The sequence below is a fragment of the Pantoea agglomerans NBRC 102470 genome (genome assembly GCF_001598475.1).
GTDB classification, from domain to species: Bacteria; Pseudomonadota; Gammaproteobacteria; order Enterobacterales; family Enterobacteriaceae; genus Pantoea; species Pantoea agglomerans.
In genome coordinates this window covers 1-26,325 of the sequence record NZ_BCZA01000014.1, presented here as the reverse complement: position 1 = coordinate 26,325, position 26,325 = coordinate 1, and the positions used below count along the sequence as shown (strand labels likewise).

The following is a 26,325-nucleotide window of genomic DNA, read 5'->3' as shown; positions in this document are numbered from 1 at the left end:
AGAATGTAATAAAACTGTAACAAATGTGTCATTCATCACAGTAACGTTGCGCAACTAACACTATTCTTTGCGCGAAATGGAACATTCTGCGTCCATTTTATTCTGCTCTTTTCCTGCCCCAACCTGCTGGGAATTAAAAACCATAATGTGCCCTGGAGGGCCTCACTGATGCTGAGCATTTTTAAACCTGCACCACGTCAGCCGCAGGTGGCGGAGGATCACATTGATCCGCTCTACCGTCGTCTGCGCTGGCAAATTTTCATCGGGATCTTCTTTGGTTACGCCGCCTACTATCTGGTCAGAAAAAACTTCGCACTCGCCATGCCCTACCTGGTAGAGCAGGGTTTTTCACGTGGCGATCTCGGTTTTGCCTTATCCGGCATATCCATCGCCTACGGCTTTTCAAAATTCATCATGGGATCGGTCTCTGACCGCTCAAACCCGCGCGTCTTCTTACCGGCAGGCCTGATTCTGGCTGCGACAGTGATGCTGATCATGGGATTCGTTCCCTGGGCCACCTCCAGCATTATGGTGATGTTCGTGCTGCTGTTTATCTGCGGCTGGTTCCAGGGCATGGGCTGGCCACCTTGTGGACGTACCATGGTTCACTGGTGGTCGCAGAAAGAGCGCGGCAGGATCGTTTCGGTCTGGAACTGCGCCCATAATGTCGGCGGCGGTATTCCGCCTCTGCTGTTCCTGCTCGGTATGGCGTGGTTCAACGACTGGAAAGCGGCACTCTATATGCCGGCGTTTGGCGCCATCGCCATTGCGATTCTGGCCTTTGCGCTGATGCGTGATACGCCGCAATCCTGTGGTCTGCCACCGATTGAAGAGTACAAAAACGACTATCCGCCCGACTATGATGCCAGCCACGAAGAGGAGCTGACGGCTAAACAGATCTTCATGAAATATGTGCTGCCGAACAAGCTGCTGTGGTACATCGCGCTGGCCAACGTGTTTGTTTATCTGCTGCGCTACGGCATTCTCGACTGGTCGCCGACCTATCTCAGAGAAGTAAAACACTTCACGCTGGATAAATCGTCGTGGGCTTACTTCCTGTATGAGTATGCGGGGATCCCCGGAACGCTGCTGTGCGGCTGGATGTCGGACAAAGTGTTCCGCGGTAATCGCGGTGCGACCGGGGTGTTCTTTATGACGCTGGTAACCATCGCGACCGTGATCTACTGGCTTAACCCGGCGGGCAATCCTGGCGTCGATATGGCCTGTATGATTGTGATTGGCTTCCTGATCTACGGTCCGGTGATGCTGATTGGTCTGCACGCGCTGGAGCTGGCCCCGAAAAAAGCGGCGGGGACGGCGGCGGGCTTCACCGGCCTGTTCGGCTATCTGGGTGGATCGGTGGCGGCCAGCGCCATTGTCGGTTACACCGTCGATTACTTCGGCTGGGACGGCGGCTTCATGGTGATGATTGCTGGCTGTGTGCTGGCGGTTATCCTGCTGTTACTGACCATGGTCAGCGAACACAAACACAAAAAGACTCCTGCCTGACGGCAATAAAAAAGGGCCGGATATCCGGCCCTTTTTTTGCGCTGACGGCTTAAGCAAGATAGAGCGTGCGCAGCGTCTGCGGCACGGCATCATCGGCATTTGAACCGATCACATCCAGCTCCGGCAGCGTATCTTTCAACCGCTGATGGGCGTTCTGCATGATAAAGCCCTTACCCGCCATGCTCAGCATCTCCACATCGTTCATGCCGTCGCCAAAGGCGATACAGCTTTCCAGTGAATGGCCCAGCGTTTTCGCGACCGCTTCCAGCGCATGCCCTTTCGACACGCCGCCCGCCATCACTTCCAGACAGGTAGGCAGTGAGAAACTGACGTTAACCCGATCGCCCCAGCGCGCTTCAATCGCCTGTTCCATCGGGATCAGATGCTCGGGATTTTCGCAGGTGAAAAAGACCTTGCTGATATTATCGGTTGGCAGCAGACCCGGCTCATAGACCTGATAGTTGAACACCGACTCGCGGAAATAGTCCTGCTCAGCCGGGCTTGAGCGGCTGACAAACCACTCATCGTCGCGGTAAACGTGGGTCAGGATATCGCTGTGATGATATTGCAGGCCAAACAGATCGCTGGCGATATCCTCATCCAGATTATGACTGAACACCAGTTCGCCCTCGGCGTTGTGCACGCGCGCGCCGTTTGAGGTGATCATATAGGCCGGAATCGCCAGGCTGTCGCGCATCTGTCCGACATCGATATGATGACGGCCGGTGGCGAATATAAAGTGAATATCTTTCGCGACCAGCTGCTGCAGCGTTTCACGCGCAAAAGGGGTCAGACGATGTTCGGGAGAAAGCAGCGTGCCATCCAGATCGGATGCAACGATGTGATACATGAAAACCTCGGGTATCTGGTTCTGCCGGCCTTAACCGGTCGGATAAATAACGTCAGTGGTGCGAGGAAAAGAAGTCGACCACTGCATTGAGTGCTTCGGCGCGCATCTCATCCTTTTCGAACAGGATCTCATGACGCGCACCGTCGATCACCCGTGGCTTATTGCCCTCACACGGATGACCCGCCGCCGCCATCGCGGCACAAAAAAGGTCCTGCGAACGATTGTCGACCACCCGATCATCGCTGGCCTGTAACAGCAGCAGTGGCGTGGTGATCTTATCGACCTGACTGATGATGTTGCGACCTGCATGGATGCCTTCACGTACCCAATGGTAGGTTGGCCCGCCAACGCGAATCGCCGGATCGTCCGCATAAAAGCGCAGATTTCGCCGGTAACGCTCGGTGCTGTGCGTCAGCCGGTTAATGCCAAACGGATGCGCACGCCAGCGGCCGGTGCCGAGCGCATAGCCATCGCGCATGGCCGGACGCTTCTCCGCCCAGTCCAGGATCCGATGGGCCAGAAAAGAGGGCAACGGTAAAGCAATGCCGAACATCGGCGCCACCAGCGCGACCGCATGAAACGCCTGCGGCTGACGCGCCAGAAACAGCGTTAAGATTGCGCCGCCCATGGAGTGAGCCAGCGCATAGCGCTGCTGGTAGTGACCGCTGATAATCTCTTTCAGATAGAGCGTTTCAAGGTCGTCGACATAATGGGTAAATTCCGCCACGTGACCGCGGTGTGAATCTTCCAGCAGGCGATCGGAACGCCCCTGACCGCGATGGTCAAGGATCACCACATCAAATCCGCAGTGAAACAGATCGTACGCCAGCTCAGGATATTTTATGTAACTCTCGATGCGTCCCGGCACAATCAGGATCACACGCTTGTGTTGCGGTGATGTGAAGCGGACGTAGCGCAGCGTCAGATTACCCACGCCGGTAAACTCAAGCTCTTCGCGGCTGTGCCAGAAATCGAGCAGTGGCCCGGTAGCGAAGGCAGCAAAGGCTTTTTCTCGTCGCAGCCAGCTGGCTTTGTGTTGATTCATTCGCCCTCCTGATGACCGGATACAGAGTCCTGAATGCCATGCGCAGGCCGTAGCGCCGCGCTTATTTCTGGCGTATTGTGTCACAATTCCGCTACTAAAGAGAGCCTGACCCATGACCATCGAATGGTGGCTGACCTACCTGCTTACCACTACAATTCTCAGCCTGTCGCCCGGTTCCGGCGCAATCAACACCATGAGTACCGGTATCAGCCACGGCTATCGCGGCACGGTGGCCTCTATCTCCGGTTTGCAGGTCGGCCTGGCGCTGCATATCGTGCTGGTCGGCATCGGTCTGGGCGCGCTGTTTTCTCAGTCGCTGCTGGCGTTTGAGATTCTGAAATGGGCCGGTGCGGCCTATCTGGTCTGGCTGGGTATTCAGCAGTGGCGCTCAGCGGGTGGCATTGATCTGGATGCAGTCGCCAGAGCGATGCCGCGTCGTCGCCTGTTCAAACGCGCCGTGCTGGTTAACCTGACCAACCCGAAAAGTATCGTCTTTCTCGCCGCCCTGTTCCCGCAATTTATTCAGCCGCATCAGCCGCTATTTATGCAGTATCTGGTGCTGGGCGTCACCACCGTTGTGGTCGATATCATCGTGATGATTGGCTACGCCACGCTGGCAACGCGGATTGCGGGCTGGATTAAGGGACCAAAACAGATGAAGTTAATGAACCGCATTTTTGGCGGGCTGTTTATGGCGGTAGGCGCGCTGCTGGCCAGTGCCAGGAAAATCGCTTAACGTCTGACGCGCCGAATTCGGCGCGAAAGATTATCCCTTCTTCCCTGGCCCCGCTACGGCGCTGTCAGTGGAACCGCACGCAACACAATGATGCCCGGCTTCGAGCGCATATATTCCCTGAACGGCGCATCGACAACTTTTCGATTAACGGCCAGCGAAGAGGCGTTCCTGAACCACAAGCGGCCATCATGCCGGACAGCAATCCCCACATGCGTAACATCCAGGCTCTGACTGGTGGCGTAAACCCCCACGTAATCGCCGGTCTGAATCTGGTTCAGCACCTGCGGTGTGATCGCCCGGGCCGGAATGTAAGTGACAGGACGTGCAATCACACCCAGACCGGGCACCTGTTCTGCTCCGCTGGCCTGACGATTCAGGTGCTTCACCACCGTCACCGTATCCGGGCTAAGAGTGCGGGTTACGTCATCGGCATTGCGCGGACTATCGGCAAACCAGTCGGAAAAAAAGTGGCGACGATTCCGGTAGCTGACCTCACCGCCAGCGTAGCGGGTCCGAATCAGGTTAGCCTCAAAGCTGGCACGATCGTGGCTGCGGCTCAGCGCCTGCACGTAATCAAGCAGCGTGTAACAATCCACACCGTTGAAATTGATCACCAGCGCTTCCGGACGCGTGGGAGAACCGATCAGCGTATCCGCTTCATAGGGTGTTCCGAGAAACGTCGCAGAGATCCGGCTAATCCTTTCGCCCTGCGTCTGATCGACATCGGACAGCGTCTGCATCAGGATCGAGGTGACCTCATCGGTCTGGCCCGGCTCTGGCGCAGGGTTGCGGGCGGCATCAGGCGAGGCGCAGGCGCTGATACAGGCCGTCATCAACACCAGTAATATGAACTTCACTCTCATCATCCTCTCCATAAACGTTGCGCCTGCTTCCCGACTTTAATGGAGATATGGATATGAATGATTAATAAAGAGTGACGATTTATCTGCGGTTGCAACAGCAAAACTCCCTGAGCCCTGGAATGTGACATCCGTCACACAGGCGAACCCTCTGGAGGAAACGACAGCAAGGGAGGTTTCTGCCGGAGCCGCAACGCGCACGCCGGCATAAGGACTGAAACGTTGTTTAACGCGAAAGAATCAGGTGGATACCAAAACCGGCAAACAGTACGCCGGCCATGCCATCGACCCATTTCGCCAGTCGCTGATACTTAGCGCGGATCCACGGCAGCGCAAAAATCGCCGCCACCAGGGTAAACCAGGCAAAGGTTTCACCGACAATCAGCAGGAACAGACCCCAGCGCTCCGCCGAACCGACATCGTCGCCAACAAACAGCGAGAAGACGCTGCCGAAGTAGATAATGGCTTTAGGATTCGACAGGTTCGTCAGCAGGCCTTTGAGAAAGCTCATGCCGCGTTTTGGCAACGCAACCACCGGCTCATCCTGCTGCGGCTGTTTATGACGCTGACGTGCCGAGCACATCAGCTGCCAGCCCATCCACAACAGATAAAGTCCACCGCCGACCATGATGATCTGATGCAGCCAGGCCATTTTTTCCAGAATCAGATGCAGCCCCATCAGCGCCACACCCGCCCAGACCACAATGCCCAGCGTAATGCCCAGTACACCCATCATCGCCTCTTTGCGCGAGCGGCTGGCGGCAGTCTGTGACACGAAAAAGAAATCGGGGCCGGGGCTCATCAGTGCCACCAGATGCACCAGCGCCACAGTGGCAAATAACATCAGCATAATCAGTGTCCTTTACTCTTCATCATCAAGATGCTCTTTGATCATCACCAGGAAAGGTTTGCCAAAGCGCTCCAGTTTGCGGTGACCCACGCCGTTGACGCTGAGCATCTCGGACGCGCTGACCGGCATCTGTTCTGCCATCTCTATCAGTGTGGCGTCATTGAACACCACGTAAGGCGGAATATTCTCTTCATCGGCGATCGCTTTTCGCAGCTTACGCAGCTTGGCGAACAGTTTGCGATCGTAGTTGCCACCGTGAAACTTCGCCGGACTGCTGCTTTTTGTTTTTGCGGTGATCAAACGCGGCACCGCCAGCATCAGTGGCACTTCACCGCGCAGCACCGGGCGCGCCGCTTCGGTGAGCTGCAGAGCCGAATGCATAGCGATGTTCTGCGTCACCAGCCCCAAATGGATTAGCTGACGTAACACGCTCACCCAATGTTCGTGGCTCTGATCTTTGCCCAGTCCATAGACCGGCAGTTTGTCATGGCCCTGCTCTCGGATACGCTGATTGTTGGACCCGCGCAGCACCTCAACGATATAGCCCATACCAAAACGCTGACCCACGCGGTAGATGCCGGAGAGCGCTTTTTGCGCTTCAACCAGGCCGTCATAACGTTTAGGCGGGTCGAGACAGATATCGCAGTTATCGCACGGCTGCTGGCGGCCCTCGCCAAAATAGTTCAGCAGCACCAGACGGCGGCAGGTCTGCGCTTCAGCAAACGCGCCCATGGCGTTGAGTTTGTGACGCTCAATATCCTGCAGCGGCCCGGGCACTTTCTCTTCCAGACATTTACGCAGCCAGGCCATATCGGCCGGGTCGTAAAGCATCATCGCTTCGGCAGGCAGACCATCACGTCCGGCTCGCCCGGTTTCCTGATAATAGGACTCGATGTTGCGCGGAATATCGAAGTGGACCACAAAACGGACGTTGGGCTTGTTGATGCCCATGCCAAAGGCCACCGTCGCCACCACGATTTGCAGATCGTCACGCTGAAACGCTTCCTGCACCCGGCCACGCTGCTCGCTGTCGATACCGGCGTGGTATGCCCCGACGCTGAACCCCCGGCTTTGCAGTCGCGCGGCGGTGTCTTCCACCTTCGCCCGGCTGTTGCAGTAGATAATGCCGCACTTGCCGCGCTGATCCTGAACGTAACGCAGCAGCTGATCGGTGGGTTTAAATTTCTCCACCAGCGTGTAGCGAATATTGGGGCGGTCAAAGCTGCTGATCTGGATCAGCGGATCCTGCATATGCAGCAGGTTAACGATGTCGTTGCGGGTGGTTTCATCCGCGGTCGCGGTCAGCGCCATTACCGGTAATTCCGGGAAGCGCTGACGCATCTTGCCGAGTGCGCCATATTCCGGACGGAAATCGTGGCCCCACTGGGAAATACAGTGCGCTTCATCCACCGCCAGCATCGCCGGTTGCCAGTGCGCCAGACTGTCCAGGAAGTTATCCATCATCAGGCGTTCCGGGGCGATGTAGAGCAGCTTAACCCGACCGGTTCGGCAGTCGGCCATCACCGTCTGCTGCTGATCGCGCGTCATGGTGGAGTTGAGATACGCCGCCGCCACGCCGTTCGCCAGCAGCTGATCGACCTGATCTTTCATCAGCGAGATCAGCGGCGACACCACCAGCGTCAGCCCCTCGCGCACCAGCGCAGGGATCTGATAACAGAGCGATTTACCACCGCCGGTGGGCATCACCACCAGACAATCGCGCCCGCTCAGCGCCTCATTGATGATCGTCTGCTGACCGGGACGAAAATGCTGGTAGCCGAAGGTATCCTGCAATACCTGCTGCGCCAGCGCTTCCTGATTAAGAACTGCCGAGGTTGCCACGCGATTCCTGTCTTTCGTTATGGATTAGAACAAGTCGTTAAGTGTTACACCCACACCCAGACGCGTCTGGCGATGGTTGTAATCGATCAGTGATTCACCGTAACCGCTAAATACCTGAGTATAGAAGCGAACGTGCTCAGTGATAGGGTAGCTCCAGCCCAGGGTCGCGCCGCCATAACCGCTGTTCCAGTTATAGTTGCCCTCAACGCTGAAGATATTGTCGCCGAGCTTATAGCCCAGACGGGTGCGGTAGTAACCCATGTATTTGGTGATATCAGGATTATCATCGCTGTTCGCCCCTTCAGGGATGCGATACCAGGGTTTGATTTCCGCCAGGAAGTTACCATTCTCTGCCATCAGACGCGCATAGACGCGGTTCCAGCTGCGCGAGGTGGGATCGCTTCGTCCGTTGGATTGGTGATTCAGACCCACTTCGACATCACGCAGTGTCCAGCCCGCCAGCGAATAGTCGGTTGCCCAGCCCAGGAAAATCTGCGGCTCATAGTTGGTCTCACGGAATGGCGATGACTCAGCGCTATTCGACAGCTGCCACCAGGAACGCTGGGTGTAAGAGGCTGCCAGCACCGAGTTGTCGCCCAGAATACCGCGCCACAGCGGAAACGCCAGGCTGAGCTGGAATTTCACTTCATCTTTGCGGGCATTCTCTCCCCAGTTATAGGAGGAGATCGCCTCTTTATTGAGGTCGCTGGTATAGGTATAAAGCAGATAGTTGTTCTCGTAAGGATAGAGAACAAACGGGTTATCATGCTTCTCCAGCAGGTTAGCAATAATGCTGCCCTGAACCTGTGGCGCGTCATGAACCTCTTTAATATGGGCTTCATCCGCCTGCGCCAGCGCAGGAAATATCAACATTGCCGCCAGCAAGGCGCGATGCTTACGCATAAAATTCTCCGGTGAGCAGCTGCGTATCAAAGTAACTGAAAGGGTGTCGTAAAAAGCAGGCCATTCTACACGCAAATGGCAGTGAGCATGAGTGCTGATTTCTTAAACTGGAAACACCCTCGCAGGCGGCATAGAATACACAACTCATTCATATTCCGCGCCCCTCTGGCCCGATTTTTTCAGGACACATCATCATGTCATCACCCGTGCTGACACAGCAGGACGCTCGCCAGCTGGTCGGCGAAATTTTCGTTTATCACATGCCGTTTAATCAGGCGCTGGGCCTGGAACTGATGCGCCTTGACGCAGACTACGCAGAGATCAGCTTCAATAACAAAACCATGCTGGTGGGCAACCAGGCGCAGCAGATTCTGCACGGCGGCGTTATCGCGTCGGTACTGGATGTGGCGGCGGGCATGGTCTGCGTCAGTAATGCGTTAACCCGTCAGGAAAGCATCAGCGAAGCGGATCTGCGCCAGCGTCTGTCACGCATGGGCACCATTGATATGCGCGTCGACTATCTGCGTCCCGGACGCGGCGAACGCTTCACCGCCACCAGCAGCCTGCTGCGCGCCGGTAACAAAGTCGCCGTGGCGCGTGTGGAACTGCACAATCAACAGGGCGATTATATCGCCACGGCTACCGCCACCTATCTTATCGGCTAACCACGCCATTGAATGGATCGCATATGGATACGCAACAAACCCGCCAGGGCGTTGGCTTTGCACTGGGCGCTTACTTTATCTGGGGCATTGCGCCCGCTTATTTCAAACTGGTAAAGCAGGTTCCCGCCACGGAAATCATGACGCACCGGGTGATCTGGTCTGCACTGTTTATGCTGTTACTGATTACCCTGAGCCGCAGCTGGCCCGGCGTTCGCAGCGTGTTGCGCCAGCCTAAAAAAGTGCTGTTGCTGGCGCTGACGGCCGTGACTATCGGCGGCAACTGGCTGCTGTTTATCTGGGCGGTCAACAATCAGCATATGCTGGAAGCCAGCCTGGGCTACTTTATTAACCCGCTGATCAACGTGGTGTTCGGCATGCTATTTTTGCGCGAACGGTTTCGCCGTCTGCAGTGGCTCGCCGTGCTGCTGGCCACCGTCGGTGTGCTGGTGCAGCTGTGGCAGTTTGGGTCGTTACCGATCATCGCGCTGGGCCTGGCACTGAGCTTTGCCCTGTATGGCCTGGTGCGCAAAAAGATTCAGGTCGATGCGCAGAGCGGCATGCTGATTGAAACCCTGTGGCTGTTTCCGCTGGCGGCGATTTACCTGTTTGGCTTTGCCGACAGCGCCACCAGCCACTTATCCGCCAACCCACTGAGTCTCAACCTGAAGCTGATAGCGGCGGGCATCGTGACCACCATTCCGCTGATGCTGTTTGCGGCGGCCTGTAGCCGTCTGCGACTTTCCACCGTAGGCTTCTTTCAGTATCTCGGCCCGACGCTGATGTTTGTGCTGGCGGTCGCGTTTTACGGTGAGACCATCACGCCAGACAAGATGGTGACCTTTGGCTTCATCTGGCTGGCGCTGCTGGTATTTGTCTGCGATGCGGTGGCGTTTTCATTCCGTTCCCGTTCGCGCATAGCGTGAAATAAAGCGCGCTAAAGCCGGGCCGGTCAGCAGGATGGTAAAGAGACGCAATGTCTGCAACGCCATCACAAACGCCATGTTGACCTGGGTTCCCGCCGCAATGATCGCCACCGTGTCCAGCCCGCCTGGACTGGTGGCGAGATAGGCCGTCATCAGATCGATATCCAGCATTCGCGTCAGCATCCACGCCAGCCCGCCACACAACAGCATCAGCCCGAAGATCGAGGCCAGCATCTGCGGCAGCGTGCGCAGTGCCAGCAGAAAAATCGGGCGGGTGAAACGTAATCCCACGCTCCAGCCAATCAGTGCATAGGCCACAGCCAGCAGCCATTCTGGCACCTGTAACACCGCGATGTCGCTACTGTGCAGTGCTGCGCCCGCCAGCGCAGGCAGCAGCAGCGCGCCAGAAGGAATGCGCAGTCGGGTGCCCAGCCACGCGCCTGTCAGCATCACCACCAGGGTGATAACAAAGCCATGATTCAGCGGCGGAAACCAGAGCAGCGAGACGCTGTGCGCCTCATCGCCCAGCCCGATGCGCGCCACCAGCGCGGCCGCCGAGGCAACAAACAGCACCCGCAGATACTGCATGAATGCGACCAGTCGCACGTCAGCGCCAAAGTCACCCGCCATCGCCACCATGGCCGATGCACCGCCCGGCGACGATCCCCATGCGCCGGTCGGGCCAGGCAGATGACTGAAGCGCACCAGCAGAAAACCTGACAGGCCGCTGGCCGCCAGCGTCAGCAGCAGCACCGTCAGCACGATCGGCCAGTCCTGAATAAGCGGTGCCAGAATCGAAGGCGACAGACTCTGCGCAATCATGCAGCCCAGTACGGCCTGAGCGAGCAGGAACAGCCGCTTATCAATTCGCAGCGTGGCACCCGACAGCCCCATCACCACACCCACAATCATCGGTCCCAGTAACAGCGCAGCGGGCACATGAAAATAGTGCAGCACCGCGCCCAGCAATACCGAGATCAGCAGCAGCAGTGTCCACTGCGCGCGCAACGAAAAAGCGTCCATAAGAAGTTAATAATTTGTAAAAACAGGAGGGTAAGATTACGCAGAAATGGAGACAGGAGCCAGCAGAACGGGCCATCTCAGATGGCCCGTTCTTATTTTAAAGCCAGTTTTTACGCTTGAAATAGAGATAAGGCGCCAGTCCGGCCAGAATCATCAGGCCGATCGCCGCCGGATAACCAAAGCTCCACTTCAGTTCCGGCATAAACTCAAAGTTCATCCCGTAGCTGGAGGCCACCAGCGTCGGCGGCAGAAACACCACGGAGACCACCGAGAAGATCTTGATGATGCGGTTCTGCTCGATGTTGATGAAACCCATCGCCGCTTGCATCAGGAAGTTGACCTTCTGAAACAGTGATTCGTTATGCGGCAGCAGCGATTCGATATCGCGCAGAATTTCACGCGCCTGCTCCAGCTGATTGCCCGGCAAACGTGCTTTGCGTACCAGGAAGTTCAGGGCGCGCTGGGTATCCATCAGACAGAGGCGCACCTTCCAGCCGATATCTTCCAGTTCCGCTAGTCGCGACAGCGCCTGATCGTACTCTTCGCCCTGCTGACCTTCCATGATCACCCGGCTGAGTTTCTCCAGTGCGCTGTAGATGTTCTCGATTTCGTCCGCCAGCTGCTCAATTTTGGTTTCAAACAGGTCGAGCAGCAGCTCAAAGGCATTGCCGTCGATCAGGGTCTGATTACGGGCGCGCATGCGATAGAGACGGAACGCAGGCAGCTCACGTTCGCGCAGCGTGTAGAGACGGCCTTCACGGATGGTGAACGCCACGGTGGAGTTGCCGGCGTGATCGTCAGCGTCTTCATAGAAGAAGAAGGAGTGGATATGCAGACCATCTTCATCTTCGAAGAAGCGCGCCGAGGCCTCGATATCTTCCAGCTCAGGCCGTGTTGCCAGACTCTGGCCCAGCTCAGATTGCACGCGATCACGTTCGCCCTCTTCCGGCTCGATCAGATCGACCCAGACAGAGGTCGTCAGTTTGTCGTTTTCGTCTTCCAGCTCCAGTCGCGTCAGGCGGCTGTGATCCAGTTTAAATGCGCTCAGCATAGCAATACTCCCCATTGCAGACTAAATGGGACAAGGCAGTCCGCCGTTCCTCAACATGGAACGGGCAGCCTGAACACGGAAACAGAGTTTCAGAGATAAATCAGTGCTGACTCGCGACGGAATCAAAAAGGGAGGTCGCTGATAACCGCTAAGGCTACCCGCGTAAAGAGGTAGCCTTAGATGTTATTCCTGGAATCCAGGTCATTGAGCCAGCATCGACTGGGCGTGTCCAAGGCATTGTCCTCTCATGATAATAGTGGGCGCATGTTACGCTGAGACGAAAAAGCCGTCAACCGCACGCTAAAGCGTTTCAAGCTTCGCGTAAGCCGCCACCAGCCACTTGATTCCCTGCCCCTGAAATGCCACCTGAAGACGGCTATGCTCGCCGCTGCCTTCCAGATTAATGATGGTGCCTTCGCCAAATTTTGCGTGATGAACACGCTGACCCAGCGCGAATCCACTGTCATTTTTGGTCACCGGGGCACCCATCCGCTGATGGTTTACCGGACGGCTGACGCTGGCGCGCAGACGCACTTCTTCTATGCACGCTTCGGGCAGTTCGCCGATAAAACGGGACGGCCGGTGATACACTTCCTTACCATAGAGTCGGCGGGTTTCGGCGTAGGTCAGCGTCAGCTTGAGCATCGCACGGGTCACGCCGACATAAGCCAGACGACGTTCCTCCTCCAGCCGGCCACCTTCATCCAGTGACATCTGGCTCGGGAACATGCCCTCTTCCATGCCGACGATAAACACCTGGCTGAACTCCAGCCCTTTTGCCGAGTGGAGCGTCATCAGCTGAACCGCATCCTGCCATTTATCTGCCTGGCCTTCGCCCGCTTCCAGCGCGGCGTGGGATAAAAAAGCCTGCAGTGGCATCAGATCTTCATCTTCATCCTGATAGCTGAACTGCCGCGTAGCGGTCACCAGCTCCTCAAGGTTTTCGATACGCGCCTGGCCCTTCTCACCTTTTTCCTGCTCATACATCAGCCACAGGCCAGAGTCTTTGATGACCCGGTCGGTCTGAACATGCAGCGGTAACTCGGCGGTTTCGGTTGCCAGTGAATCAACCAGTTCACAGAAGCGTTGCAGCGCAGACGCGGCCCGGCCAGCCAGCGCACGGCTTTGCAGCAGTTCACGCGTTGCCTGCCACAGCGTCATCTGACGTTCACGGGCCGTCTGACGCACCACGTCGAGCGTGCGATCGCCCACGCCGCGCGTCGGGGTATTCACCACGCGTTCAAATGCCGCGTCGTCATTGCGGTTCGCCATCAGACGCAGATAGGAGAGCGCATCTTTGATCTCCTGACGTTCGAAGAAGCGCATGCCGCCATAAATACGGTACGGCATGCTGCTTTGCAGCAGCGCCTCTTCCAGCACACGCGACTGGGCGTTGCTGCGATAGAGAATGGCGCAGTCATTGAGCGCGCCGCCGTTCTCCATCCAGACCTTAATGCGGTTGACCACGAAGCGTGCTTCATCCAGCTCATTAAAGGCGCAGTAGATCGAGATCGGTTCGCCATCGCTTCCTTCGGTCCAGAGCTCTTTCCCCAGGCGACCATTGTTGTTAGCGATCAGGGCGTTGGCGGCTTTCAGGATGTTATTGGTTGAGCGGTAGTTCTGCTCCAGACGGATCGTTTCCGCGCCGGGGAAATCCTGCAGAAAGCGCTGAATATTCTCGACCTGTGCGCCGCGCCAGCCGTAGATCGACTGGTCATCATCGCCCACGATGATCACCCGGCCGCTGTCGCCCGCCAGCATCCGAATCCAGGCATATTGAATGTTGTTGGTATCCTGGAACTCATCCACCAGCACGTTGGTAAAGCGTTCGCGGTAGTGATTAAGAATGTGTGGCTTGTTGAGCCATAATTCATGGGCGCGCAGCAACAGCTCGGCAAAGTCGACTAAACCGGCGCGATCACAGGCTTCCTGATAGGCCTGATAGATGCGCAGCCAGGTCTGCTCAATCGGATTGCCGTAGCTTTCGATATGCTTTGGCCGCAGGCCTTCATCTTTTTTGCCATTGATGTACCACATGCCCTGACGCGCAGGCCACTGTTTGTCATCAAGGTTCATTGATTTGATCAGGCGCTTGAGCAGACGTAGCTGGTCTTCGCTGTCGAGGATCTGAAAATCCTGTGGCAGACCGGCGTCAAGATGGTGGGCGCGCAGTAAGCGGTGCGCCAGACCGTGGAAGGTTCCGATCCACATTCCGCCCTGACTGGTGCCGATCAGATGCTCGATACGGTGACGCATCTCCGCTGCCGCTTTGTTGGTAAAGGTCACCGCCATAATCGAATAGGGCGAGCAGTTCTCCACCGACATCAGCCAGGCAATGCGATGCACCAGCACCCGCGTTTTACCACTGCCCGCGCCTGCCAGCACCAGCAGGTTACTGCGCGGTGCCGCAACGGCAGCGCGCTGATTGTCATTCAAACCATCGAGCAGTTCAGAAACGTCCATAAGCACCGATTACCAAAGAAAAAAACGCCGTCGTCACACTGATTATTCCGCCTGCCGCAAGGCATTATCGCTGCCAGTAAGGCGGCGCCACAGACGCCGGATAAGGGACGGCGGCAAAACAGAAAAGAGGAGACGACTGGATAAATTTACAGCCATTATAGCAGTGAGGTGAGTGATGCCAACCGCGAAATTTCGACATGCGGCAACAGGCGCGCATCCGGGATATGCATCAGGTTACCCTGCCGCAGGTTAATCCAGCAGGCCTGCAGCCCGCAGCGCAGTGAGCCCGCCACGTCGGTGGTCAGGTCATCACCCACGTGCAGAATATGGTGTGGCGCGATATCAAGGCGTTGCGCGGCAAGCTGATACATATCCTGCCACGGCTTGGCGCGCCCGTCTGGCCCGGCCCGCAGTGTGAAGCGGAAGTATTCGGCAATGCCCATTTTTTCCGGGCAGGCGTTGCCGTTGGTGACCGCCACCAGCGGGATTTTCTCCGCCAGGGCTTTCAGCGTCTGGTGCGTCTCATCCGGCATCTCGACCTGACTCCGCCACTGATGGAAGACCGCCATCACTTCTGCCGCACCCGCGGTAGCTTCAGCGGCAGAGAGGCCGATATTCAGCATCGCCAGCTCAACCGAACGGCGTCGCCACTCCGAAACATCATGATAGATATCAGGTTCGCGCTGCAGCAGCTCATCGCGCAACTGCTGATAATCCTGCGGCGTGAAGTCACGCAGCGCCGGATGAAAAGCCTGTAACGCGGCATGGGACTCCAGGGTGGTACGACGGATGACCGGGTAGTTATCGTAGAGTGTGTCATCAAGGTCGAAGGTCATGGCTTTTATGGCCGACAGCGGACGATAAAACTTCATTCGTTCTTTCCTCGTTTGGCGCGGGGATGCGCAGCGTCATACACCGAAGCCAGATGCTGGAAGTCAAGATGGGTGTAGATCTGGGTCGTCGACAGGTTTGCATGACCCAGCAACTCCTGCACGGCGCGCAGGTCACCACTGGATTCCAGCAGATGCGTGGCAAATGAGTGTCGTAGCTTATGCGGATGGATATGGCTGGCCACGCCCTGTCGGATGCCCCATTCGGCAAAGCGTTTCTGCACGTTGCGTGGCGAGATGCGGTTGCCGCGCGTCGAAAGAAACAGCGCATCATCCTGGCCGCCAAAGGTTTCACGCAGCGGCAGCCAGTGCTGGATCCAGGCGACCGCCGTGCGACCAATCGGTATCCGGCGCTCTTTGCTGCCCTTACCGACTACCCACACTTCGCCTGAATCGAGATCGACGTGGCGACAATCCATATTCACCAGTTCAGAGAGACGCAAACCGCCGCCATACATCACTTCCAGCATCGCCCGGTCGCGCACCGCCAGCGGATCGTTAAGGTCGATCTCCAGCAGCTGATTTACTTCATCGACATCAATGTTTTTAGGCAGATGGCGCGCTTTACGCGGCGTCATCACCCCTTTGGCCGGGTTGGCGGAAAGCAAACCCTGGCTCACCTGCCAGTCGAGAAAACTGCGCAGGGCGGAGAGCCGCAGCGCGAGGCTGCTGGCGGCCAGTCCGGCGCGACGGCTGCGCGCCGCCATGCTGCGCACCTGTGCCGGTTCCAGCTGTGCCCAGCTGCTGAGCTTCATCTCATCAGCAATCGCCACCAGCGCGGCAAGCTGGCGCGCATAGCTGCTCTGGGTTAACGGACTGAGCTGGCGCTCCACTTTCAGGTAGCGCAGAAATCCGTCGACGGCCTCCTGCAGCGCGCTGCTCATGCGCGTTCAACCCAGCGGGAGAGCAGATCAGGCATCATCTGCGACAGATGCTGCAACAGCAGTGTCCCCATGCCCGATTGATAGTGCTGGCTGTCACGACTGCTGAACACCAGCACGCCGAGATCGCCCTCCTCACCCATTAGCGACATGGCAACCGACCCGATCGCTTTGGCCTGCGGCAACAGCAGCAGCAGTTCCGGCCCGTTAAGGTTGCCAAGATAGTGATGCTGGTTACCGAAGCGCTGAATACGCAGCGGTTCAAACGCCTGACGCGAGAGGCTCAGCTGAAAGAAATCGGAGGGCGCGCCCAGCAGCCATTTATCACTGAACAGCCGCACATTGGCACCCGCCAGGCCCAGCTCACGCGCCCAGCGATGCAGACGGTTGAGCATATCCTGCAGCGAGTCAGCCGCGGCCAGGTGGCTTTCCAGCGACAGCAGACGGTCAAACAGTTCGTGGTTAGCGCTGGCCTGCTCCATCAGCAGCGTGATCTCTTCTTCCAGCCGCTGAATATGGTTGCGTTGCCGCGCCATATGCCATTCGACCAGCGAGACGCTGCCACGCACCGGATGCGGCACGGCCATCTGTTCAACTGCGCGGGCATTGCGGATAAAGAAATCGGGATTCTGCCGCAGATAATCACTGACGGCCTGATCGTCCAGCAGAACCGAACTGTCAGCCTGCTCTTCGATATTTTTCATAGATGAATAAACCCATCGTAGACGTGTGTCGCAGGCCCGGTCATATAGAGTGGCTGACCGGCGCCTTTCCAGGTGATGTGCAGCGTTCCGCCAGGCAGGTCGACACGCACTTTGGGTGCCAGAATGCCCTGCTGAATGCCACAGGCAACGGCAGCACAGGCGCCGCTGCCGCACGCCTGCGTTTCACCCGCTCCGCGTTCGTAAACGCGCAGGCGGATATGTTCGGGATTGATGATCTCCATAAAACCGACATTGACGCGATCCGGGAAGCGTTCATGACTCTCCAGAATCGGGCCCAGCAGTTCAACCTGCGCGGTTTTGACACTTTCAACCTGGATAACGCAGTGCGGGTTGCCCATCGACACCGCACCCAGCATCACTGTCTGTTCGGCCACACGTAGCAGATAGAGATTTTCGGCTTTGTTGGCACGAAACGGCACCTGCTGAGGCTCAAAGTTTGGCTCGCCCATGTTCACGCGCACCTGGTCGTCAGGCGTGACGGTCAACACCATGCGGCCATTCTGCGTACTGACCCGGATGTCACTTTTGTTGGTCAGCCCTTTCAGCTGAACAAAGCGGGCAAAGCAGCGCGCACCGTTGCCGCACTGTGCGACTTCACTGCCGTCAGCGTTGAAAATGCGATAGTGGAAATCGAGATCGGGATCATATGGCGGTTCAACAATCAGCAGTTGATCAAAGCCGATCCCCAGATGACGATCGGCCAGCCGGCGGATCAATTCCGGCGAAAAGAAGACGTTTTGTGTCACCGCATCCACAACCATAAAATCGTTGCCGAGACCGTGCATTTTGGAGAACTGCATTTTTTGCTCCGCCGGATAAGCCATCAGATTAGTTCGCTTTTACGCCTGAATTGCCGGTAACCAGCCCGCCGACATCGGCTTTAGAGGCATCCGCTTTCTGGCGGTCGGTTGGGGCTTGTTGTTTCTTCGGCTGATCCTTCGGCGGGAAGTAGAGCGGTCCTTTCAGACCACAACCTGCAAGGCTGATTACTGCCAGTGTCATGGCCAACAGGCTTATTACTTTCTTCATTCTTTATGCTCTTCATGTCCTTTACCTGGATGCTTATCATCGCAGTTGAAGGTGGAAAAGCAACAGGAAATGCCCGCAAATAGCGTGAAGCGGGTGACAAGCCGGGAAGATAGCGGCCACCTGCAGAGCGCAGGCAGCCCGTCAGCATCAGTGCACCTGATAGCGTGGCTGATAGTCGCTGTTGTCGTTGTCAGGCTGCGAGGTACACAGCTGCGTCAGCGTCTGGCTACGGAACGGAATCACCTGGAATCGCTCACCGGTGTTCACAATCTGGTAGAACTGCGGCAGGTTGAAGTTGATAAAGCTCGAACCATAGGTAAAGCGATCGTGCGATGAGGAGTAGAACCGGCTGACATCGCGCACCAGCTCCTCTTTACTGCCTTCACAGTGATGATAGACCTCAACCCGATTGGTCTCATCGAGGATGTAGATATTGAAGCCGCGCTCATCGGTGGTGTTTTCAAAGAAGAACTGAATAATGCCTTCGCTGGCATAACCGTTGACCACGGGTGGCAGCGGCGTCTGATTCGTTTCGACTTTGATCGACAGTCCGTGCAGCTTGTTGTTGGAGATCGCGCCATAAAACTCAACCGCGTTTTCCAGCTTCTGCACCGAAACGCTCATGCGTTCAAAGAACAGGCCCCATGTCTCACCCGCCATACGCAGCGCTTTAAAGCGACCCGGCTCCTGACGTGTGCTGGAGAGGCGAAGCTCAATGCATTCTGAGACCAGCTGCTGTACCCGCGTCCGAATCAGACCGCGCAGATGCTGGCTGTAGCAGAACACTTCCACCGTATCGGGCGGTGCAGCATCCTGATGCATCTTGCCGAGAATGGTTTTCAGCCCTTCGATCATCGCCTGTTCGCCACTGAAGTGCAGCGTACGCACCTCATTCCAGGAGTTGCGATAGAGCAGATCGATGCTGCCAATCAGGCACTGCTGCTGCTGACCAAAACTAAAGACATCCAGCTTACGGAAGTCGAAGTGCACCACCTGATTGCGGAAGGCCGCCGTCGGATCGTGTTCAAGGTTAACAATAATCGCAAGGTGCCGGATTTCGCATGGACTATAGAGCGCTTTTGGCGTCGGCGAGGGCAGACGCAGCGGGAAGTGGCTGGAAACATCGTTAACCAGCTCCTGCAGACGCGCCAGATCGCAAACCTCATTGCCTTTAATATGCAGCCGGGTTTTACGGGTCAGCAGTCCATTGAACCACGCCCACGCCACCAGCTTGTTCAGGTAACGGTTATATTCCAGCGGCTGATGGCTGATAATCGAATCCATGTCCGGCGCCTGGTTATAGAGATACCAGCCGGAACGGTTGGCGCGGCCAGGCGGCACATGAATAAAGGTCAGATTGGGTTCGGAGAGATCGGGCGAAATCTGCGGATTCACCAGCGTCACTTTGCCCGGCAGCGCTTCAAACGCAGCATACAGTTTACGGGTCAACACACCGATATCCTGCGGGCTGGCGCTGACGCTTAAGTTATTGCGACGGGCAAAGCGGATCAGATTGCGATAACTCTGCATCATCGCATCCAGCAATTCATTATGGGCTTCGCGCACCCGCTCGATTTTCCACTCAGCGCGATTATCCAGAATGGCAATCTTCTCTTCGTTCCAGCCCCACTCTTTGACCAGCTGCGATAAAATTTCGCGACGCCAGCCGGTGCGGTGCTGATGATCTTCGGTGCTGAGCTTTTCACACACTTTGAGGTAGAAACAGCGACGCACCAGATCAAGACGCGGCTGATCGTCAACGCTGGTCAGATAGTGCGTAACGCGCTCCAGCATCATGCAGTAAGGATCAAGCCCGAAGCAGATGATTTCACCGTCATGCAGGCGCTGTTTGATATCCATCGCCAGTAGCTGCGTATTCGGGTATTCCCAGCTGTAGGCTTCCAGCAGCAGCGTTTTCAGTACGGCTTTATACGGGGAGTCGATGCTTTTATAGAGCTGCCACAGGCTGGCGCCGAAATACTCTTCCGCCGACAGCGTGCCGAGGCCGCCAAGATCGAGCCACTCATTAGGGGTCAGCACGCCTTTGGCGTAGAGCGACATTACGTAGTCGTCGTAATTGTGCTCTTCTTCGCCCGGCACCATATTCCACAGGATGCGTTTACCCGCCATACGAACTGCCGTACGGTAGAACTCATCCAGCAGTAAAATGTGTTGTGTTGAACCGCAATCTTCACCGCCCAGACTGCCGCTTTCGTTGTGGCGGAAGCGGTTCTCATCAATCAGAAAGAAACTCACCTCTACGCCCATTGAAACGCACCACTTCTGCAGCAGCGTACATTTGCGCTGCAGATTCAGACGCTCTTCATTATCAAGCCAGGATTGATGGCAGACCCAGATATCGAGATCCGAGACGCTGTTCTGGCCGACAGATGAGGTGCTGCCCATAGAATAGATAGCCGTGATCGGCATTTCGCCTTTCGGCGCATCGGCATGACGCAGATCGCTGTCGCCGGTGAGATCGGCCAGCAGCTGACGCTGATTTTCATCAGGCGTGAAGAAGCTGATGCCATGTGGAACGCTACCTTCAAGGTAACCCGGCATCTGCGGATGTTGATAATGTAATAAGGTTGGCAGCAGACTGTAGACGCGCTGAAAAGCGGGTCCCATAGCAGCCAGCGCACGATCAACGCGCAGCTGGTTGATTGCATCCAGTCTCTGTTTCAGTGTCTCAATGTAGAGGTACAAGACGTTTCGCCTGATTGTCCCAGTGTTTAAGCACCCTGTTTCCACACTCTGCCGCTTATAAAGTAAAAAAGTGGGCAGATAATTGCTGGAAACGTGATCAATCTAACACCCTGCAGATTGACCGTAAAGAAAGTTGCGCTACCTGACAGTTTAGCACGTTCTTACCAGCTTCCCGCCTTTTCAGCTCTGGTTCCCACGTTATGGCTTAATAAACCGGCCTGAAACCGCACGCAGGCCGTTTTCAATCCGTTGAAACTGACAGTCTTCACCCAGAGATGATAGGATATTCAGTGAACGATAAAAATGGTTAACAGCATGTTAGACAAAATTTTCAGAATTGCTACAAGACAAAGCCCGCTCGCATTATGGCAGGCACATTATGTACAGCAACGACTCATGAGTGCCCATCCGGGACTGCGCGTTGAGCTGGTGCCTATGGTCACGAAAGGTGACATCATCCTTGATACGCCGCTGGCAAAAGTGGGTGGCAAAGGGCTGTTTGTCAAAGAGCTTGAGCTGGCGATGCAGGATGGCCGTGCCGATATGGCGGTGCACTCGATGAAGGATGTGCCGGTCAATTTCCCGGAAGGTCTGGGCCTGGTAACCATCTGCGAGCGCGATGATCCGCGCGATGCGTTCGTTTCTCATCATTATGACTCTATTGACGCGCTGCCACAGGGTGCCATTGTCGGCACGTCCAGCCTGCGCCGTCAGTGCCAGATTAGTGCGCGCCGTCCGGACCTGGTTATCCGCTCGCTGCGAGGCAATGTCGGCACCCGCCTCGGCAAGCTTGATGCCGGAGAGTATGACGCGATTATTCTTGCTGTCGCCGGGCTGAAACGCCTGGGACTGGAAGATCGCATTCGTCAGGCGATGCCTGCCGAAGTTTCCCTGCCCGCCGTGGGTCAGGGTGCGGTCGGCATTGAATGCCGTCTGGACGACACCACCTTAATTGGCCTGTTGCAGGCGCTGAATCACGATGATACCGAAGTCTGTGTCAGAGCGGAGCGCGCCATGAATACCCGTTTAGAGGGTGGCTGCCAGGTGCCAATCGGCAGTTTCGCGGTGCTGGAAGGCGATGACCTCTGGCTGCGCGGCATGGTCGGCGCACCGGATGGCCGGGTCATGGTCAGCGGCGAACGCCGTGGTCCCCGCGCTCAGGCTGAACAGATGGGTATTTCACTGGCCGATGAACTGCTGAATGGCGGCGCGCGTGAAATCCTGCAGGAAGTTTACCAGGGGCAGCCGCCGGCATGACCATTCTGGTGACGCGCCCGGAACCCGCAGCGGCAGAGCTGGTGTCACGCCTGCATGCCCTTGGCAAACAGGCGTGGAGCCTGCCGCTGATCGAATTTGCGCCGGGCGCTGATCTCACCTCTCTGCCACAAAAGCTCGCCGCACTTCGCCCTGGCGACCTGGTTTTTATCCTTTCTCAGCAGGTTATACATTACGCACAACACACCGTCACAGCATGGCCCGCTGAGCTGGACTATTATGCAATTGGTCGCAGCACCGCACTGGCGTTTCATACCGCCAGCGGACAGCAGGTGACCTGGCCTCATGCGCATGAAACCAGTGAAGAATTGATCCGGCTGAATACCCTTCAGCAGGTTGCGGGTAAACGTGCGCTGATCCTGCGTGGCGATCCCGGACGCGAGTTGCTGGCTCAGACGCTAACCCGGCGAGGTGCTGAGGTGTCGTTTGCAGCCTGTTATCAGCGCTGCCAGAAGTATTATGATGGACCCGTTGAAGGACGCCGCTGGCGCGATCGCGGTGTCTCCGTGCTGGTGGTGACCAGCGGTGAAATGTTACAACAGCTTTTTTCGCTGTTCCCCGCAGTTGATCGCGAGGAATGGCTGCTCAACTGCCGACTGGTTGTCGTCAGTGAACGTTTGGCTACCCTGGCCGCAGGATTGGGTTGGCAGGATATTCAGGTAGCCGATGGTGCCGATAACGATGCGCTGCTGCGCGCGTTACGCTGAACTTTAACAATGGGATGTGCCACATATGACGGAACAAAAAGACTCCTCCGCCATGGTTGAAGAAACCACCCCAGCGGTCGACCGCTCTCCTTCCAGCAACAGCACACCACCGCGTAATGCGAAAAATGGTGGCATGGTGCTGGGTGCAGTTGCGATTGTGATTGCGCTGGCGATTGGTGCGGGTTTATACCTTAACGGGAAACATCAGGCTGATTTACAGGCACAAACCAATCAGAAGCTGAGCGAACAATTAAGCGCGTTGCAACAGCAGGCCAGCAGCGACAAACAGCAGCTGACTCAGCAACTGAGCGGCGCTGAAACCGCGTTGCAGACAGCCCAGACACAGCAGAACGCGTCAGCAAAAGAGCTGGAAACCCTGCGTGAAAAAGTGGCCGTGATTTCTGGCAACGACGTGCGCAGCTGGTTGCTGGCACAGGCGGACTATCTGGTGAAACTGGCTGGCCGCAAACTCTGGAGCGACCAGGATGTCACCACCGCCGCTGCTCTGCTGAAAAGCGCCGATGCCAGCCTGGCCGACATGAACGATCCCAGCGTCATGAATGTGCGTCGTGCGCTGACCCAGGATATCAGTAACCTCTCTTCGGTTACGCAGGTCGATTATGACGGCGTGATCCTCAAACTGAACCAGTTGTCGAACAACGTTGATAATCTGCGTCTGGCCGATAATGACAGCGATGATGCGCCGATGGACAGCGATGGCGGTGAACTGTCAGGTTCCGTGCGCGAATGGCGTCAGAATCTGGTGAAAAGCTGGCATAACTTTATGGATGATTTTATTACCATCCGCCGCCGCGATAACACCGCCCAGCCGCTGCTGGCACCTAATCAGGATGTTTACCTGCGTGAGAATATCCGCTCGCGTCTGCTGATTGCTGCTCAGGCGGTACCGCGTCATCAGGATGAGATTTATAAACAATCTATCGACACCGTGTCCGCGTGGGTTCGCGCCTGGTACGACACCAATGATGCCGCTACCAAAGCCTTCCTTGCCCAGCTGGATGAGCTGAGCCAGCAGAACATCAATATGGATCTGCCGGATAACCTGGAAAGTCAGCCGTTGCTGGAACAGCTGATGCAGACCCGCGTCCGGAACCTGTTAGCGCAACCTTCTGCCGCTGCTAATCAGCAGGGAGGCTAAGCATGCTTAAGGTATTTATCCTCTTTATCCTGCTGATTGCTGGCGTGGTGCTGGGACCGATGATTGCCGGTCATCAGGGTTACGTGCTGATTCAGACCAATAACTGGAATATCGAAACCAGCGTCACCGGCCTGGTCATTATCCTCATCCTCAGCCTGCTGGTGATTCTGGCCGTGGAATGGCTGCTGCGCCGCGTGCTGCACACCGGCGCGCGTACCCGTGGCTGGTTTACCGGACGTAAACGCCGTCGCGCCCAGCGTCATACTCAGTCGGCGCTGATGAAGCTGGCAGAAGGCGATCACCGTCAGGTGGAAAAACTGCTTTCTAAAGATGCCGATCACGCTGATGTGCCGGTGGCGAACTACCTGCTGGCAGCAGAAGCTGCGCAACAGCGTGGTGATGAAATCCGTGCTAATCAGCATCTTGAACGTGCTGCAGAGCTGTCGGAGAGCAACACTATTCCGGTAGAAATTGCCCGCGCACGTATTCAGCTGGCACGTAACGAAGATCATGCTGCGCGTCATAGCATTGACCGTCTGCTGGAAGTGGCACCGCGTCATCCTGAAGTGCTGCGCCTGGCCGAACAGGCGTATGTCCGTACTGGTGCCTGGAGTGCATTGCTGGATATTCTGCCCGCCATGCAGAAGGCGCAGGTCGGCGATGAGCTGCATCGTGATGCATTACAGCAGCAGGCCTGGCTGGGTCTGATGAATCAGGCGATGGCCGACCAGGGCAGCGATGGGCTGAAGCGCTGGTGGAACGATCTGAGCCGCAAAACCCGTCAGGAAACGACGCTGCAGGTGGCCATGGCGGATCATTTGATTGAATGCAACGATCACGACACCGCGCAATCGATCGTGCTGGAGGGCATCAAGCGTCATTATGACGATCGTCTGGTACTGCTGATGCCTCGCATCAAAAGCGGTAATCCGGAAGCGCTGGAGAAAGTATTGCGCCAGCAAATCAAACAACACGGCGCAACACCGCTGCTGCACAGTACGCTGGGGCAGTTGCTGATGCGTCATGGTGAATGGCAGCAGGCTGCTGAGGCACTGCAGCAGGCGCTGGCACAGCGTCCTGACGCGTTTGATTATGCATGGCTGGCGGATGTTTATGATCGTCTGCGTCGCCCGGAAGAAGCGGCGAAGATGCGTCGTGAAGGGTTGTTGCTCACCTTGAAGAACAATCCCAACGCCTGATCCTCTTTTCATACCTGATAAAGCCGGGCTTGCCCGGCTTTTTTGTGCCCGCAATCTGCCAGCACGCTTTCGCAGGCAAAAAAAACACCTGCCAGTGGCAGGTGTAAGATCAGGTCGGTAAGACAACCGGGAGGTACCTGACTCAACGTGGTGTCTGTTAACCCTGTAAGGCTTTCGCGATACAGGCAGGCAGACAACAGGTACCTAAAATTGGCTCTGCATCATTCCCAGGTTTATGTAGCATCAGCAGACATAAGAGGTGGAATGAGCATCTACAGCAGAAGTATTGCACAAGCCATGCCAGGTTTATGATTATTTTTAAAATCACAATAAATCAGCATGTTAAAGAATTAGCTCAAAGCTTCATTCAACAGGCCTGTCGGGAAATGTCGGTATCCAGCGACAGCTGGCATTTTCTCTGTCTCTGAATGGAGACAGCAAGGCAAATCTCTCTGTGAAATCAACAATAACAATGACTTATTTGTCGGCAATTCACGACGCTGTTGCTCCTGTTTAAGCAACTTTATCTGAAAACTGGCGAAATCAAGGGTGAGCTGGCATCAAAGGATTAGCTAACAAGCAGCCCGCTCTCACTGCTGTGCGGGCTTCAGGGAGCATACGCCTTTCGCAAAGACGTCAAAAGACGCCATCCTCAGCGCGGGCGATTACGCACCTCATCCCTGAGGTGCGCCCGTAGTCGGGCCAACGCTTTGCGTTGTTCAAAAACGCTCCCGGCGTTTTTATCCGGGCGGCGCGATGCTTTGCTACAGGCGTATGCTCCCTTCGCTTCACGTATGGCAGACGCATCTGATACTTACAAGGACGCTTCAGACAAATGACAGATCTAAACCCGGATGCATCTGACCACAGCGCATAAGCTCAACGCGCAGGGAGCATGGTCAGAAGAGGAAAGCGTCCCACGCCAGGGACGGCGTGGGCCGAGCGGCCATGGATGGCTTAAGCGACTTTCCGATCTGACCATGTTCCCTTCGCAGGCTCGGATTTACAGCAAACTTATTTAGCTGTACCCACCT

General features: G+C 56.4%; 24 protein-coding genes. 8 read left to right on the top strand and 16 right to left on the bottom strand.

Features of this window, described 5'->3' with window-relative positions; all coding sequences use genetic code 11:
* Positions 1–168: 168 nt before the first annotated feature.
* Positions 169–1,509: a glycerol-3-phosphate transporter gene (gene glpT, locus PAG01S_RS20375; protein WP_033767566.1), complete on the top strand. Its 1,341-nt coding sequence runs from the start codon at positions 169–171 to the stop codon at positions 1,507–1,509.
* 49 nt (positions 1,510–1,558) lie between these two features.
* Here glpT and yigL read toward each other — a convergent pair whose 3' ends face one another.
* Both yigL and pldB read right to left on the bottom strand, forming a co-directional pair.
* A complete protein-coding gene (gene yigL / locus PAG01S_RS20370) occupies positions 1,559–2,359 on the bottom strand; it encodes a sugar/pyridoxal phosphate phosphatase YigL (RefSeq protein WP_010257286.1) in 801 nt (266 codons plus the stop codon).
* A gap of 52 nt (positions 2,360–2,411) precedes the next feature.
* On the bottom strand, positions 2,412–3,404 hold the full coding sequence (gene pldB / locus PAG01S_RS20365) for a lysophospholipase L2 (protein WP_010257288.1): 993 nt from the start codon (positions 3,402–3,404) through the stop codon (positions 2,412–2,414).
* A gap of 112 nt (positions 3,405–3,516) precedes the next feature.
* Here pldB and rhtB point away from each other — a divergent pair, with 112 nt between their 5' ends.
* Entirely contained in the window at positions 3,517–4,140 is a 624-nt protein-coding gene (rhtB, locus tag PAG01S_RS20360) for a homoserine/homoserine lactone efflux protein (RefSeq protein ID WP_010257290.1), read from the top strand.
* A gap of 53 nt (positions 4,141–4,193) precedes the next feature.
* Here the strand turns inward: rhtB and PAG01S_RS20355 are convergent, their stop codons facing one another.
* The 4 genes from PAG01S_RS20355 to pldA form a co-directional block, all read right to left on the bottom strand.
* Positions 4,194–5,003, bottom strand: coding sequence for a DUF1460 domain-containing protein (locus tag PAG01S_RS20355; protein ID WP_061703532.1), 810 nt, complete (start codon positions 5,001–5,003; stop codon positions 4,194–4,196).
* Between the two features lie 223 nt (positions 5,004–5,226).
* Positions 5,227–5,850: a threonine export protein RhtC gene (rhtC, locus tag PAG01S_RS20350; protein ID WP_010257296.1), complete on the bottom strand. Its 624-nt coding sequence runs from the start codon at positions 5,848–5,850 to the stop codon at positions 5,227–5,229.
* A gap of 12 nt (positions 5,851–5,862) precedes the next feature.
* The gene (gene recQ / locus PAG01S_RS20345; RefSeq protein ID WP_010257299.1) at positions 5,863–7,692 is read right to left on the bottom strand and encodes an ATP-dependent DNA helicase RecQ; all 1,830 of its coding nucleotides are present in this window, start codon (positions 7,690–7,692) and stop codon (positions 5,863–5,865) included.
* A gap of 24 nt (positions 7,693–7,716) precedes the next feature.
* Positions 7,717–8,595 (bottom strand): phospholipase A, encoded by an 879-nt coding sequence (gene pldA / locus PAG01S_RS20340; protein WP_010257301.1) that lies wholly within the window; start codon positions 8,593–8,595, stop codon positions 7,717–7,719.
* A gap of 194 nt (positions 8,596–8,789) precedes the next feature.
* Here pldA and PAG01S_RS20335 point away from each other — a divergent pair, with 194 nt between their 5' ends.
* Both PAG01S_RS20335 and rarD read left to right on the top strand, forming a co-directional pair.
* Positions 8,790–9,260, top strand: a complete 471-nt coding sequence (locus PAG01S_RS20335; protein WP_010257304.1) for a thioesterase family protein — start codon at positions 8,790–8,792, stop codon at positions 9,258–9,260.
* 23 nt (positions 9,261–9,283) lie between these two features.
* Positions 9,284–10,183 carry an EamA family transporter RarD gene (gene rarD, locus PAG01S_RS20330; protein ID WP_010257306.1) on the top strand — a complete coding sequence of 300 codons (900 nt, stop codon included), beginning with the start codon at positions 9,284–9,286 and terminating at the stop codon, positions 10,181–10,183.
* On the opposite strand, the gene PAG01S_RS20325 is transcribed toward rarD, so the two are convergent.
* The 10 genes from PAG01S_RS20325 to PAG01S_RS20285 all read right to left on the bottom strand — a co-directional run bounded on the left by PAG01S_RS20325 (position 10,154) and on the right by PAG01S_RS20285 (position 20,951).
* Positions 10,154–11,206 carry an AbrB family transcriptional regulator gene (locus PAG01S_RS20325; RefSeq protein ID WP_029519697.1) on the bottom strand — a complete coding sequence of 351 codons (1,053 nt, stop codon included), beginning with the start codon at positions 11,204–11,206 and terminating at the stop codon, positions 10,154–10,156. The two genes, rarD and PAG01S_RS20325, sit on opposite strands and share 30 nt — an antisense overlap.
* 97 nt (positions 11,207–11,303) lie before the next feature.
* The gene (gene corA / locus PAG01S_RS20320) at positions 11,304–12,257 is read right to left on the bottom strand and encodes a magnesium/cobalt transporter CorA (protein ID WP_003854370.1); all 954 of its coding nucleotides are present in this window, start codon (positions 12,255–12,257) and stop codon (positions 11,304–11,306) included.
* Between the two features lie 176 nt (positions 12,258–12,433).
* Complete coding sequence (gene ysgD, locus PAG01S_RS22760) at positions 12,434–12,490, bottom strand: YsgD/CorL family protein (protein ID WP_353748370.1); 57 nt, start codon at positions 12,488–12,490, stop codon at positions 12,434–12,436.
* 67 nt (positions 12,491–12,557) lie between these two features.
* Entirely contained in the window at positions 12,558–14,720 is a 2,163-nt protein-coding gene (gene uvrD, locus PAG01S_RS20315; RefSeq protein WP_010257313.1) for a DNA helicase II, read from the bottom strand.
* 155 nt (positions 14,721–14,875) lie between these two features.
* A complete protein-coding gene (yigB, locus tag PAG01S_RS20310) occupies positions 14,876–15,592 on the bottom strand; it encodes a 5-amino-6-(5-phospho-D-ribitylamino)uracil phosphatase YigB (protein ID WP_022624864.1) in 717 nt (238 codons plus the stop codon).
* On the bottom strand, positions 15,589–16,494 hold the full coding sequence (xerC, locus tag PAG01S_RS20305) for a tyrosine recombinase XerC (RefSeq protein WP_033780856.1): 906 nt from the start codon (positions 16,492–16,494) through the stop codon (positions 15,589–15,591). Before xerC ends, yigB begins: the two co-directional genes overlap by 4 nt.
* Entirely contained in the window at positions 16,491–17,195 is a 705-nt protein-coding gene (locus PAG01S_RS20300) for a DUF484 domain-containing protein (RefSeq protein WP_062759640.1), read from the bottom strand. Before PAG01S_RS20300 ends, xerC begins: the two co-directional genes overlap by 4 nt.
* Positions 17,192–18,016, bottom strand: a complete 825-nt coding sequence (dapF, locus tag PAG01S_RS20295; protein ID WP_010257326.1) for a diaminopimelate epimerase — start codon at positions 18,014–18,016, stop codon at positions 17,192–17,194. Before dapF ends, PAG01S_RS20300 begins: the two co-directional genes overlap by 4 nt.
* A 28-nt stretch (positions 18,017–18,044) precedes the next feature.
* A complete protein-coding gene (lptM, locus tag PAG01S_RS20290; RefSeq protein ID WP_010257328.1) occupies positions 18,045–18,245 on the bottom strand; it encodes an LPS translocon maturation chaperone LptM in 201 nt (66 codons plus the stop codon).
* Positions 18,246–18,392: 147 nt separating this feature from the next.
* Positions 18,393–20,951 (bottom strand): class I adenylate cyclase, encoded by a 2,559-nt coding sequence (locus PAG01S_RS20285; RefSeq protein ID WP_010257330.1) that lies wholly within the window; start codon positions 20,949–20,951, stop codon positions 18,393–18,395.
* Between the two features lie 315 nt (positions 20,952–21,266).
* Between PAG01S_RS20285 and hemC the strand changes: the two genes are divergently transcribed.
* Genes hemC through hemY form a run of 4 tightly spaced genes read left to right on the top strand, consistent with a single transcriptional unit; the run spans position 21,267 to position 25,291 of the window.
* A complete protein-coding gene (gene hemC, locus PAG01S_RS20280) occupies positions 21,267–22,208 on the top strand; it encodes a hydroxymethylbilane synthase (protein WP_031292611.1) in 942 nt (313 codons plus the stop codon).
* Complete coding sequence (hemD, locus tag PAG01S_RS20275) at positions 22,205–22,933, top strand: uroporphyrinogen-III synthase (RefSeq protein ID WP_033767572.1); 729 nt, start codon at positions 22,205–22,207, stop codon at positions 22,931–22,933. The genes hemC and hemD overlap by 4 nt, the downstream gene beginning before the upstream one ends.
* Before the next feature lie 25 nt (positions 22,934–22,958).
* Positions 22,959–24,092 carry a uroporphyrinogen-III C-methyltransferase gene (gene hemX, locus PAG01S_RS20270; RefSeq protein WP_010257336.1) on the top strand — a complete coding sequence of 378 codons (1,134 nt, stop codon included), beginning with the start codon at positions 22,959–22,961 and terminating at the stop codon, positions 24,090–24,092.
* A gap of 2 nt (positions 24,093–24,094) precedes the next feature.
* Positions 24,095–25,291: a protoheme IX biogenesis protein HemY gene (gene hemY, locus PAG01S_RS20265; RefSeq protein WP_062759639.1), complete on the top strand. Its 1,197-nt coding sequence runs from the start codon at positions 24,095–24,097 to the stop codon at positions 25,289–25,291.
* The last annotated feature ends 1,034 nt before the right edge of the window (positions 25,292–26,325 follow it).